This window comes from Streptomyces sp. NPDC044033, from assembly GCF_056434425.1.
The window spans coordinates 1-11722 of the sequence record NZ_JBWKFF010000019.1 but is presented as its reverse complement, the minus strand read 5'-3'; the positions used below and the strand labels follow the sequence as shown (position 1 = coordinate 11722).

Here is an 11722-nt window from a genome sequence, read left to right as displayed (position 1 = left end):
CCATCAGGACACTCCCATACGGTCGAGGGTGGCGGAGAGCACGGCGACGGCGTCGCAGCCCCCGAAGACATGGGCGTCGACACCTGGGTACTGCCCAGGGCGGCCCGCGAGGAACACATGCCGGGCGCCCGACTCCTTCAGCCTCGCGGCGGTCTCCGCGGCCCGCTCCTCGTACAGCGCGTCGCTGGAGCACAGGCAGACCTCGGTGGCACCGCTGTCCTCGAACGCCCCCTGGTCGACGGGTTCGATGCCGCCCGCCTGGAACAGGTTCGACGCGAAGGTGAGGCGGGCGGTATGCGCCGCGGCGGGCCCGAGGGCGGCCAGGAAGATCCGCGGCCGGGCCCCGGTCGCCGCGAGGTGGCGGTCGGAACGGGCGCGCAGTGCCTCGAACGCCTCGTCGCGCCGCACGCGCGGCAGCCCGCCGGACCGCGGCGCCGGAGCCGGTGCGCGCTCCACGAGCCGCTCGGCGAGGTTCGGGAACTCGCTGACCCCGGTGATGGGCTGGCTCCGCTCGGCCAGTTTCGCGCTGCGCGCCTTCCAGGTGTCGGCCAGGTCCTGGCCGAGCCGCCCGGAGCGCAGGGCGGCGGCCTGGCCGCCCGCCTTCTCGATGCGCTGGAAGAACGCCCACGCCGCGGTGGCGAGTTCGTCGGTGATCCGCTCCACGTACCAGGAGCCGCCGGCCGGATCGATCACCCGGGACAAGTGCGACTCCTCGACCAGGATCGTCGAGGTGTTGCGGGCGATCCGGCGGGCGAACGCGTCCGGCAGCCCGAGGGCGTGGTCGAAGGGCAGCACGGTGACGGCGTCGGCGCCGCCCACCCCGGCGGCCAGCGTCGCGACCGTCGTGCGCAGCATGTTCACCCACGGGTCGCGGCGCACCATCATGACCGGCGAGGTCACGGCGTGCTGGACCTGCCGGCCCTCGGCCCCGCACACCTCCGCCACCCGCGCCCACAGCCGGCGCGCCGCCCGCAGCTTGGCGATCGTCAGGAACTGGTCGGCGGTGGCCGCGTACCGGAACTCCAACTGCGCGACGGCCTGCTCGACCGTCAGCCCCGCCGCCGTCAGCTCCCGCAGATAGGCGACACCGGTCGCCAGCGAACTGCCCAGCTCCTGAGCCGCCGACCCGCCGGCCTCGTGGTACGGCAGCGCGTCCACGGTCAGCGCCCGCAGCCCCGGATACTCCTCGGCGCACAGCCGCGCCAGAGCTGCGACGGGCGCGAACCCGAAGCCCTCACCCGTACGCGCCTCGAACCCCAGCGGGTCGGCCCCCAGGCTGCCGCGCGCCGCCTCCTTCGCGACCCCGCGCTCCCTGTACAGCCGCAGCAGTTCACCGGCGGCGGCTTCGACGTCGTCTCCCGCGTCGAGGGCGATGGGCGCCAGATCGAGATAGACGCCGTCGACCACCCGATCGAGTGACGGTACGGGGATCCCCCGCTCGCCCATGACCAGCCACAGCGACGCGACGCCGTTCTCCAGATCCGCCAGCACCGCCCCGCCGTCGGCGGTGGTGTGCTGCTGCCGTACGTCCCACCCCCCGAGCACATTGCCCTCCGGGCGACCGCCCCGGACGAAGGGGGCGAAGCCGGGAAGACCGGGGTCGGGCGTCGCGTCGTCCGCGGTGTACAGGGGGCGGCTGCGCAGTCCGTCCTCTATCTCGGTGGACAGCGCGTCCTCCGCCGCCGCGCCCGAGAACTCCCTGCCCGACTTGCGCAGGACGCCCTCGACCAGGCGTTGCCACTGCTCATGGGTCGCGTCAGGGAACTCGGAGGCCAGCGAGAGCCCGTCGTCAGGCAGGACAGTCATGCTCGGATGCTAGGCCGGAACCGCAGGTGAGCTGCAGGGGGCACGGCTGTGACCTTGCCCTCTCCCGGGTTGGCTTGAACTTGGCGGCGAGGCGCATTAGGGCGGAGCGCCGGGCCTGTCCGCTGCCCTGCCGGGGCCTCTACGCGGCTCCGCCGGTGCCCTCGCTGGGACCGCGGCCGGAACGGAGCGGGACCTTTTTGAGGAAGAGCGCACAGGCCAGGGCCGCGAGGGTGACCGGCAGGGCGGTGAGGAAGACCGTGGACAGGGAGTCGGCGTACGCCGCGGTGTAGGCGTCCCGCACGCCGTGCGGCAGCCGGCGTACGGCGACCGGGTCGACGGACGCGCCGTGGCTGAGTTCGGACGCGTCCCCGGCGAGCCCCCTGTTGAGGATCGCGCCGAAGACCGAGGCGCCGATCGAAGTGCCCAGCATCCTGGTGAAGGTGACGGTCGAAGTCGCCGCGCCGATGTCGCGCACTGCCACCGAGCTCTGTGAGGCGACCACCGTGACCTGCTGGGAAAGCCCGGCGCCCAGGCCGAGTACGCCCATGAAGGCCGAGGTGACGGCGAGGCTCGTGCTGGTCGTCATGGTCGACAGCAGATACAGCGCGAGAGCGGCCACGGCCATGCTCGCGGCGGGGTACCACTTGTACTGGCCCGTAGCGGCCATGAAGTGGCCGGTGGACATGGTGGCCAGGAGCATGCCGGCCGTCATCGGGAGCATCAGCATGCCGGCGTCCTGCGAGCCGGCCCCCGTCACCATCTGCAGGTACAGCGCGAGGTAGTTCAGCGCGCCGATGGAGATGAACCCGCCGGCGAATGCCACGACATTGGAGATGGTGAACGTGGAGTCGCCGAACATCCGGAGCGGCACGATCGGGTCTGCCGCCCGGCGCTCCGCCGCGAACCAGAGCAGGCCCAGGACGAGGGCTGCGCCTGCCAGCCCGATGGTGACCGTGGAACTCCACGCGTACCGGGTGCCTGCCCAGTTGGTGAGCAGAACCAGGCAGCTCACCGTGGCACCGAGGGTGACGATGCCTGCGTAGTCGACGCGGGGGGCTCCGCGAGGGCCTGGCGGCGAGAGGAAGGCGACCACCATGAACAGGGCGACCGCGCCGACCGGCATGTTGATGTAGAAGACCCAGCGCCATCCGAGACGGTCGGTGATCAGACCGCCCAGCAGCGGGCCGCTGACGCTGGAGGCGGCGAAGGCGGCCGTCGCGTAGCCCTGGTAGCGGGCGCCCTCGCGAGGGCTGAACAGGTCGCCGAGAATGGCGAAGATCGAGACGGTGAGTCCCCCGCCGCCGATGCCCTGCACGCCGCGGAAGATGACGAGTTGAGTCATCGATCCGGCGGTGCCGCAGAGGGCTGATCCGACAAGGAAGATCGCGATCGCGAAGACGAAGACCCGCTTACGTCCGAAGAGGTCACCGAGCTTCCCATAGAGCGGCGTGACCACGCTGAAGGCCAGCAGATACGCGGTGCTGACCCAGGCGAACTGCTCGACGCCGTCGAGATCGCCGCTGATGGTCGGCATCGCCGTGGCGACGATCTGGGTGTCCAGGGTGCCCAGCAGCATGGCGAGCATCAGTCCGATGAATGCCGGAACCGCCTTTTTGCGGGGTGGTGTTGGGCCGGCAAGGTCCTCGGCGGATGTCGAGTTCGCGCGTGGCACGGCATCCCTCCTCTCTGTGTGGACTCGGGGTCGCACTCCCTTAATGTCAACTTAGGTTGACATGAGAGGTGCGTCAACCATGGGTGACAGGAATCCGCGAACTGCTTGACGGCCTGCGCCTTCGTCAGCTTGGGTTGACGTCGTGGATGAGGTGAAGGCAAATCAACTGGTTGCTGCTGCGACGTCCGGCGAGATCCGTGAAGGGCTGGCCGCCGTGCAGGCGCTGCGGAAGTTGGTCGAGGAGATGGAGGCGCGGCAGGTCGACCGGGCACGCGCGGCCGGCTGGGCCTGGGGCGAGATCTCCGAGCCGCTCGGTATCTCGCGTCAGGCGGCCCACAAGAAGCACACGCGGCGGCTGCGCGCGAAGTGACGGGCCGACTTGTCGTGCACGTGCCCGCCCGTGGGCGAGCGCGGTGCGGCCGGTGCCTGTCGGCCGCCTCCTGGAGGCGGTGGCCCGGCCGTACGGCGCGCAGCCGCCCGGGCGCGAGACGGTTCGGATCGTTGGCGCTGCGGTACCCGCAGGGGTAGAGGCAGTGCCGGGCGGGCGGACACATCAGCCCCAGGAGCGGCCCGGGCCCCGGGAATACATTGCCGTGTGAAGGAGCCGGAACCGTGTTCTTCGTCGACACCCTGAAGTTCGAGGGCCTGGGCAATCGCAGCTACTTGGCGGGGGGCGCCCGTGGTGCGGTCGTGATCGACCCGCCGCGCGACGTGGACCAGGTGATCGCCGTTGCTGCCCGGCGTGGAGTGCGGATCGCGTACGTGGCCGAGACCCATGTGCACAACGACTACGTCTCCGGCGGCCTGGAGCTGGCCCGTCTCACCGGGGCCCGCTACCTGGTGCCGGCCGCCGCCGACGTCTCCTTCGCCCGGGTCCCCATCGCCGCCGACGACACCGTCGTGGTGGACGAGGGCCTGGTGCTGCGTGCGATCGCCACCCCGGGCCACACGCCCCACCACACCTCGTACGCCCTGGAGGACGGCGGACGCGCGGTGGCCGCCTTCACCGGCGGGTCGCTGCTGATCGGCACCGTGGGGCGGCCGGATCTGGTCGAGCCGCGGCTGACCGAGCGGCTGGCCCGTGATCAGCACGCCTCGGCCCACCGGCTCGCCGGCGCGCTCGACGACGAGGTGCAGGTGCTGCCCACCCACGGCTTCGGCAGTTTCTGCTCCTCGTCCCAGGCATCGGGCGACGCCTCCACCATCGGCAAGGAGCGGCGGACCAACGACGCGCTCACCCAGGACGCGGACACCTTCGTCGCCCAACTGCTGGCAGGGCTCGAAGAGGTGCCGGCCTACTACGCGCATATGGGCCCGGCCAACGCCGCCGGACCCGCCCCCGTCGACCTCACCCCGCCCGAGCCCGCCGACGCCGCGCGGATCGCCGAGCGGCTGGCGGCCGGGGAGTGGGTGGTGGATCTGCGCAGTCGCGTCGCCTTCGCCGAAGGGCACGTGGCCGGGTCGTTCAACTTCGAGGGCGACGGGCGGCTCGCCACGTATCTGGCCTGGCTGATCCCGTGGGGCAAGCCCGTCACACTGCTCGCCGAGGCCCCCGAGCAGATCGCCGCCGCTCAGCGGGAGTTGGTGCGGGTCGGCATCGACCGCCCGGCCGGCGCCGCCACCGGCGACCCGCTGAGCTGGATACCGGAAGGCGAACGGCTCGCGTCGTTCCCCCGGGCTTCCTTCGCCGACCTGGCCGCCGCCCGCGAGCGCGGCGAGCAGGTGGTGGTGCTCGATGTGCGCCGCGACTCCGAGCGCGCGGCGGGGTGCGTCGAAGGGGCGGTGCACATCCCGATCCACGAACTGCGCGAACGCCTGGGCGCGGTCCCGCCCGGCACCGTGTGGGTGCACTGCGCCGGTGGGATGCGCGCCGCGATCGGTGCCTCCCTCCTCGATGCCGCGGGACGGCGGGTCGTCGCGGTCGACGACGGTTTCGAGGCCGCTGCGGAGGCGGGCCTGACCGTCATCGGTCCCTGCTGACCCCGCGGCACCGGTGATTCCACCTCGCGGGCGTCAGACGGTGGCCACCAGCAGGTCCTCCCCGCTCGACGGGCGGAGACCGTCGGCCCGATCGGCGAAGTAGCGTTCGGCCAGCTGGGCTCCGGCCACGTGCCGGGTGTTCTCGAAGCCGGCGGCGCGGGCCAGTGCCAGCATCTCCCGCGGGGTGTAGAAGCTGATGAACGGCGTACCCGACGCTCGGGCCCGCGGCTTGGTCGCCTCCAGCGCCGGACGGTCGGCGTCGTCGATGAGTTCGGTCGGCAGCATGAACGTCATGGCGAGCGTCGAGCCGGGGGCGAGCCCGGCGAGTCGGTGCAGGGTCGCCGAGTTGGCGTCTTCGGTGAGGTACATGGTGACGCCGGTGCAGACGACGAGCGCCGGCCGGGCGGGGTCGAATCCGGCGTCGGACAGGCGCTCCCACCAGTCCCCGCCCGCCTCGAAGTCGACCGGTACCAGTCGCAGCCAGTCGGGGATTCCGTAGCCGAGTTCGATCAGGCGTCGGCGCTTCCAGGCTTGGGTGCCCGGCTGGTCGATCTCGAAGATCCGCAGACGGGAGGCGATCTCCGGCCTGCGCTGGGCGAAGGTGTCCAGGCCGGCCCCCAGGATGACGTACTGGGTGACGCCATGGCCGGCCTGCTCGGCGACCAGGTCCTCGATGAACCGGGCGCGGGCCACGATGGCCGCCCGGAATCCGCTCGTGCCGCGCGGATCCATGTCCGGCCGGCGCTGCCACCCGTCGTCGGGAGCCACCAGCCGCAGGCCGACCTCGTCCTCAAGTACGTGCGGCGGCGGGTCGTTCTGTACGTGCAACGCCCGCCAGAGGGCGACCCGTACCGCGGTGCTGTCCGGAGCTTCGTTCGGTTCGTCCGTCACGCTGTCCCTTCCTCAGGGTCCTCAGGGTCCTTACGGTTCTCAGGGCCCTCACGGCCCTCGCGGTCAGTTCTCGGCCGGGGCCTGGAGGCTCCACAGGCGTCCGTCGGGGTCACGGACGGTCATTTCCCTGGTCCCGTAGTGGGTGTCCTCGAAGGGCGTGACCACCTCGACGCCTGGGTCGGCGCGGAACGCGTCCGCGTCCGGCACCTTCAGCACGATCCGCGTCTGGGGCTCCCGGTCCTCGGGAACCTCGGCGATGAACACGTAGGGGCCGTCGCCGTTGCGCAGTTGGCCGGAGCTGTGATCGGTGGCGAAGTCCAGTTCGTACCCCAGTGACTGGAAGAACTTCGCCGCCTTTCCCCAGTTGTGGGTCTCCAGGAACACGGCCTCGATCCCATCGGTCGCCATGTCAGCTCTCCTTCTCGGGTGGTTGCCGTCGCTGCCCGTGGGTGTCGTCAAGGTGGGCGCGCAGGGCGGCGGCGACCACCGCCGAGAGGGACATGCCCGACTCGATGGCGTGATGCTTGACCTGCTTGATCAGCCCGATCGGCAAGTACACGTTGAACTGCTTGACCTCTTCGTCACTCACAAGGGCGATGCTAGCACTCTAGCAAGCTAGCCGTGAAGGTGATCGGGACTGCCGCGCCGATGGGGCGGTGCCCACGGGAGACTGGCCCGCGGCTTCAGAAGGTGGTCCCCAGGGGCACGCAGGGCACGCGGGGGCACGCGGGGACTCGGTCACGATCTCGTCGGCGCGTTCTCGCGACAGCGGTGCCCGATGGGGGAGAAGCGCCGTCAGGCGCGGCCGTACCGCCCGCTCCCGCCGACGGCGATCAGCGGTGGCCGGCCGTTTCGACGGGGCGGTCGAGGTTGCGCCAGGCCCGGGGGGACATGCCGTACGCCTGCTTGAACACCTTGCTGAAGTGCGTGGCATCCACGAAACCCCAGCCGCGCGCGATCGCCGCGATCGTGCGGTAGCGGGCCCGCGGATCGGCCAGTTCCCGGCGGCACTCCTCCAGGCGGTGCGAGCGGATCCACTCGCCCAGCGTGACATTCGACTTCGCCAATACCGCGTACAGATGGCGGACCGAGATGCCGTGCGCGGCGGCGATCCGCTCGGCCGAGAGGCCGCGGTCGGCGAGGTGCGTGCGGAGGTAGCGCATGATCCGCAGGTTCAGTGTCTCCGCCATGGGGGCGCGGGCCAGGCCGGAATCGCCCAGCTGGGAGGCGACGACCGCGCGGACCAGCTCGATGCTGGGCTCCGCTATCGCCTCGGCGTTCGGGCCGCGGTGCAGGGCCTCGGTCACGGCCAGTTGCTTGAAGTACCCGGCCGCGAGACCGGCGACGGGGTTGTCGGGGCCCAGCGTCACGGCGGTGATCTCGCGCAGCGACCGCTCGGGCAGCGCGAGCGCCGCCCGGGGGAAGCGCAGGAAGTGCTGGTCGACGCCCGAGTCGAAGGCCAGCGTGTACGGGATGTCCGTGTCGTAGAGGGCGAAGTCGCCGGGTTTCAACAGGGCTTCGCGGCCGTTCTGTATCACCAGGCTGGTGCCCGTCAACTGGAGCCCGAGGAACACCGCGGGCTCCGTGTCCTCCCGTGCCAGTCGCGGCGTGCGCCGGATCGTCAGGCCGGTCGCCTGTGCGGAGCAGATGCCGATGAGGCCGACGTTGTCCAGCTCCACCTTGACCGAGAGGTCTTCCGGCGGGAGGTGGTGATCGATGTCTATGCGCACGACGGACTCCCACACCGCGTGCCGAATGAGCTCTTCCCGGTCTCCCGGCGGAATGGCCCTGGTGTCCAGTGTCTCGCTCACTCCAACGCCCCCTCCCTGAGAGCTCCGGCGGGCAGTGGGTCGGCGGAAGGCGTCGCGGCGCACCGCTGAGGGGCCGGCGCACAATCGACCAAGTTCCGTGCACGCGCAGCAAAGTCGGTGGGACACGGCCAGCCTAGAGTCGTCATCCGTCGAAGCGAAAGCGCCCGGGACCACGAAGCGTCGAAGCACATCGATGACCGGCAGGATTCACGCCAATTGCCTCGCACGGGGGGCGAGACAATTGGCGCCTGCCTGTGTCGAGCGGTTCCGGCCCAGCGCTCGCACCCGTCTCGTACGCCTCTGCACCGCGCCGCGAGTGTCCACGGCCGGTCGGTGAGGCCGATTCCCACGACGGCGGTGATCCCGCCGTCGCTCTTGGGACCGAGCGAGGTCGACGGGGGCCGAGCCGGGCGAAGTCCGTACTCCGCAGGTCCCTTCCGCTTTCTTCCATGGTGTCGAAGGCCGATGACGTGCCGGTACCGCCGATGCACTGAGTGACGCCGCGGCCGGTGTCCCGCGGCTCAGCGCCACGTCCGAATCCCGCCGGTCATCGCGATCGCGAAACCGCGCTCTCGAAATGTGACGAGAAGTCGAGACGAGAAGTCGAGACGAGCGGAACAGGCAAGAGGGCGTACCGAGCGGGCAGGAAGGCGCGCCCAGCGAGAAGACGCGACAAGAGTGCGCACGAGAGAAGGAGGCGACGACGGACATGACCGTCTACGCGCTGCCCGAGCGGTACGCCCAGCGGAAGGCGGAGCGCCCGCCCGGGCGGGAAGGCGATGCCCCACGTGTCCTGGCCGGTGAGCCGGGTGGGGCGGGCCGCCCGGAACCCGGCGCGGGGGCGTAGCGGTCCAGTCGCCCCGCGTGCCCCGGGCGGGGGCGTGGCGATGCCGGCCGCGGAGCCCTCGCCCGGGATTCGTGCGCTGCCGCGGGTTCCTAATTTCTGTAACGGGTTCTAGTCTGTGCGCGGTCGGCGCGGAGTCCGCGCGATCCCAGACTCCAGGAGGGCCCGTGCACCTCGAATACACTCCGGAACAGCAGCGGTTGCGCACCGACCTGCGTGCGTACTTCGCGGAGCTGGTGCCCGACAACGCCTACGCCCGCTACGCCGACCCCGCCGCGCAGAAGCGCTTCTACCGCGAGACCGTCCGCCGCCTCGGCGCCGACGGACAGCTCGGCACCGGCTGGCCCGAGGAGTACGGCGGGCGCGGCATGACGCCCATGGAGCAGTTCATCTTCTTCGACGAAGCCGCTCAGGCGGGCGTGCCGCTGCCGATCATGGCGTTGAACACGGTGGGCCCGACGATCATGCAGTTCGGCACCGAGGAGCAGAAGCGGTACTTCCTGCCGCGCATCCTCTCCGGCGAACTCGACTTCGCCATCGGCTACAGCGAGCCCGACGCCGGCACCGACCTCGCGGCCCTCAAGACCCGCGCCGTGCGGGACGGCGAGTACTACATCGTCAACGGACAGAAGATCTGGACCACCAACGGCGACACCGCCGACTGGGTCTGGCTCGCCGTCCGTACGGACCCGGCCGCCCCGCCCCACAAGGGCATCACCATCCTCCTCGTCCCGACCACCGACCCCGGCTACTCCTGCACCCTCATCAACACCCTCGCCTCCCACGACACCACCGCCAGCTACTACGAGAACATCCGCGTCCCGGTCGCCCGCCGCGTCGGCGAGGAGAACAAGGGGTGGCGGCTGATCACCACTCAGCTCAACCACGAGCGCGTCACCCTCGCCGCCCACGGCACCATGGCCGTCCGCGCCCTGGCCGACGTCCGGCACTGGGCCGCCGAGACCAAGCTCGCCGACGGCCGCCGCGTCATCGACCTGGGCTGGGTGCGCGGCCGCCTCGCCCGTACGCACACCAGGCTCGACGCGATGAAGCTGCTCAACTGGCGGATGGTGGACGCCCTCCAGCGCGGCACGCTCACCCCGCAGGACGCCTCCGCCGTCAAGGTGTACGGCTCCGAAGCGCGGCGCGACGCCTATGCCTGGCTGATGGAGGTGGCGGGCGCCGCCGGGCCGCTGAAGGAGGGTTCGGCCGGCGCGGTGCTCCACGGCGAGCTGGAACGCGGCTACCGCAGCGCCGTCATCTTCACCTTCGGCGGCGGCAACAACGAGATCCAGCGGGAGATCATCTCCTGGGTCGGACTGGGGATGCCGCGGGTCCGGCGGTAGGGCGTTCCGATGGCTCTTGGGCCGTGTCGCGGAGCCGGATGACGGATGCCGCGAGGGTCAGGGTGTCGTCGAAGAAGTGGTCGCGGTGGTCGTACGTTCCTCCGCGCGGACGCGGGCGAGCTCCTTGAGGGCCATGCGGGCCGCCGGGGTGCCGGCCGGGGTCTGCCAGTACGAGTGGTCGGCGATGCGGGCGGAGAGCTGCTGCAGGCGTTGGCGGTGGGCGGTCGTGGTGTGGGGTGAGGGGGCGCCGGCGAGCAGCCAGTACGTGGCGTACCACTCGGTCTGGGTCTCCAGGAGGTCGGCGGGGAAGAGGTAGCTCATGGGGAACGAGTAGATCGTATGTTCGAATTATTCGGCAAAGGGCCAGGCCATCGGCCTGGAGAGCGGGTGCCGGCGCTCAGCGGGCCCTGATGCGGCCCACGCCGTACAGGCACAGCGCGGTGAGCAGCGCCGCCGCCGCGAGGCGGATGCCGCTCTCCAGTCACTGGCGGGGCATGAGCTGCGACACCCCAGACGGCCAGGCAGCCGGCACCGGCGAAGAACTGCGCAAGCACAACGTCCGCACAGCCCCCATTCGACGCCGAGGCGTTCGCCCGTGCTGCGGCCCGGCGCTTGCGCGCCGCCGCCGCCCGCTACCCCGACGACCCCGAGGTGGCCAAGCTGGTTGGTGACCTCCTCTCCGGCAGCGCGGAGTTCGCCCGGTTGTGGGCCGCCCACGACGTGCGCCCCGGGTCGCGGACGATGCGTCGGCCCCGATCGGGCAGGCCCGCGTACAGCGTCGTCGCCGGGCCGCGGCGACCGAGGTCGCCGCGCTGCGCCGGGCCCGAGCCGAACGTATTGCCCGGCAGGCAGGTAAGGCGGCCGCTGTCCCGCAGCCCGCTGTGCGAAGCACGGCGTGACGGAGCAGCTGTCGTGCCGTCGCCATGGCAGTCTCCCGCTCGGCAGACTGGAGTCCTCACCGCCCCTTTGCGAGGTGCCGTCGCGCTCGGTGCTGGGCAGTCGCGGCGGGGCGTCGGTGCCGCGGTGCTCGGTGCCTTCGAGACCGGGCGTCGTGCGGTCGCTGAGCAGTATGGCCAGGACTGGTTCTGGAGGAACTGTCAGATGTGGGCTCTACAGTCAGCAGAGACCGCCGAACGATTGAAGAAAGGGAGGGGTCCGGTGGTATCCGGTCCACATATTTCAGCGCCACGCCGGGACGAAGCGCACGACCGGAGGTCCGCTGAAAACCCGCCACTACAGAGCCCAAAGCATCAGCCCCGACCTGCGGCTTTACCGTGGGGTCCTCATCGCCTCTGAGGGGGGGTGCCAACGGCGAGTGCGTCGTACTGGTCCTGCCGGTTGAGCACGCCATACCGACGGGTCGAGTCGGTCG

Annotated in this window: 11 protein-coding genes and 1 pseudogene; 5 read left to right on the top strand and 7 right to left on the bottom strand. The window is 71.1% G+C overall.

What is annotated here, in order from left to right; translation table 11 throughout:
• Window positions 1-3: 3 nt before the first annotated feature.
• Together AC07AB_RS29100 and AC07AB_RS29095 are read right to left on the bottom strand one after the other, a co-directional pair.
• On the bottom strand, window positions 4-1806 hold the full coding sequence (locus AC07AB_RS29100) for a methylmalonyl-CoA mutase family protein (protein ID WP_478572823.1): 1803 nt from the start codon (window positions 1804-1806) through the stop codon (window positions 4-6).
• Between the two features lie 139 nt (window positions 1807-1945).
• Window positions 1946-3478 (bottom strand): MDR family MFS transporter, encoded by a 1533-nt coding sequence (locus tag AC07AB_RS29095; protein WP_478572821.1) that lies wholly within the window; start codon window positions 3476-3478, stop codon window positions 1946-1948.
• A gap of 142 nt (window positions 3479-3620) precedes the next feature.
• On the opposite strand from AC07AB_RS29095, the gene AC07AB_RS29090 reads away from it, so the two are divergent.
• Window positions 3621-3848 carry a hypothetical protein gene (locus AC07AB_RS29090; RefSeq protein ID WP_478572818.1) on the top strand — a complete coding sequence of 76 codons (228 nt, stop codon included), beginning with the start codon at window positions 3621-3623 and terminating at the stop codon, window positions 3846-3848.
• A gap of 242 nt (window positions 3849-4090) precedes the next feature.
• Window positions 4091-5458 carry an MBL fold metallo-hydrolase gene (locus AC07AB_RS29085; RefSeq protein WP_478572815.1) on the top strand — a complete coding sequence of 456 codons (1368 nt, stop codon included), beginning with the start codon at window positions 4091-4093 and terminating at the stop codon, window positions 5456-5458.
• A 33-nt stretch (window positions 5459-5491) separates the two neighbouring features.
• Here AC07AB_RS29085 and AC07AB_RS29080 read toward each other — a convergent pair whose 3' ends face one another.
• The 4 genes from AC07AB_RS29080 to AC07AB_RS29065 form a co-directional block, all read right to left on the bottom strand.
• A complete protein-coding gene (locus AC07AB_RS29080) occupies window positions 5492-6349 on the bottom strand; it encodes a class I SAM-dependent methyltransferase (protein WP_478572812.1) in 858 nt (285 codons plus the stop codon).
• A 63-nt stretch (window positions 6350-6412) separates the two neighbouring features.
• Window positions 6413-6757: a VOC family protein gene (locus AC07AB_RS29075; RefSeq protein WP_478572809.1), complete on the bottom strand. Its 345-nt coding sequence runs from the start codon at window positions 6755-6757 to the stop codon at window positions 6413-6415.
• Between the two features lies 1 nt (window position 6758).
• Window positions 6759-6938 carry a CopG family transcriptional regulator gene (locus AC07AB_RS29070; RefSeq protein ID WP_478572806.1) on the bottom strand — a complete coding sequence of 60 codons (180 nt, stop codon included), beginning with the start codon at window positions 6936-6938 and terminating at the stop codon, window positions 6759-6761.
• A gap of 244 nt (window positions 6939-7182) precedes the next feature.
• Window positions 7183-8160: an AraC-like ligand-binding domain-containing protein gene (locus AC07AB_RS29065; RefSeq protein WP_478572804.1), complete on the bottom strand. Its 978-nt coding sequence runs from the start codon at window positions 8158-8160 to the stop codon at window positions 7183-7185.
• A 709-nt stretch (window positions 8161-8869) separates the two neighbouring features.
• Here AC07AB_RS29065 and AC07AB_RS29060 point away from each other — a divergent pair.
• Both AC07AB_RS29060 and AC07AB_RS29055 read left to right on the top strand, forming a co-directional pair.
• Window positions 8870-9007 (top strand): hypothetical protein, encoded by a 138-nt coding sequence (locus tag AC07AB_RS29060; RefSeq protein ID WP_478572801.1) that lies wholly within the window; start codon window positions 8870-8872, stop codon window positions 9005-9007.
• Window positions 9008-9171: 164 nt separating this feature from the next.
• The gene (locus tag AC07AB_RS29055; RefSeq protein ID WP_478572798.1) at window positions 9172-10350 is read left to right on the top strand and encodes an acyl-CoA dehydrogenase family protein; all 1179 of its coding nucleotides are present in this window, start codon (window positions 9172-9174) and stop codon (window positions 10348-10350) included.
• A 57-nt stretch (window positions 10351-10407) separates the two neighbouring features.
• On the opposite strand, the gene AC07AB_RS29050 is transcribed toward AC07AB_RS29055, so the two are convergent.
• A complete protein-coding gene (locus tag AC07AB_RS29050) occupies window positions 10408-10671 on the bottom strand; it encodes a hypothetical protein (protein ID WP_478572795.1) in 264 nt (87 codons plus the stop codon).
• A gap of 255 nt (window positions 10672-10926) precedes the next feature.
• Here AC07AB_RS29050 and AC07AB_RS29045 point away from each other — a divergent pair.
• Window positions 10927-11073 (top strand): annotated as a pseudogene (locus AC07AB_RS29045) (MmyB family transcriptional regulator); the annotation flags it as partial.
• Window positions 11074-11722 lie beyond the last annotated feature (649 nt).

What these genes read in the sequence shown, in the direction of transcription:
- AC07AB_RS29050 (WP_478572795.1), bottom strand. Translation starts at nt 10,671, where the DNA reads ATGAGCTACCTCTTCCCCGCCGACCTCCTGGAGACCCAGACCGAGTGG.
- AC07AB_RS29060 (WP_478572801.1), top strand. Translation starts at nt 8,870, where the DNA reads ATGACCGTCTACGCGCTGCCCGAGCGGTACGCCCAGCGGAAGGCGGAG.
- AC07AB_RS29075 (WP_478572809.1), bottom strand. Translation starts at nt 6,757, where the DNA reads ATGGCGACCGATGGGATCGAGGCCGTGTTCCTGGAGACCCACAACTGG.
- AC07AB_RS29100 (WP_478572823.1), bottom strand. Translation starts at nt 1,806, where the DNA reads ATGACTGTCCTGCCTGACGACGGGCTCTCGCTGGCCTCCGAGTTCCCT.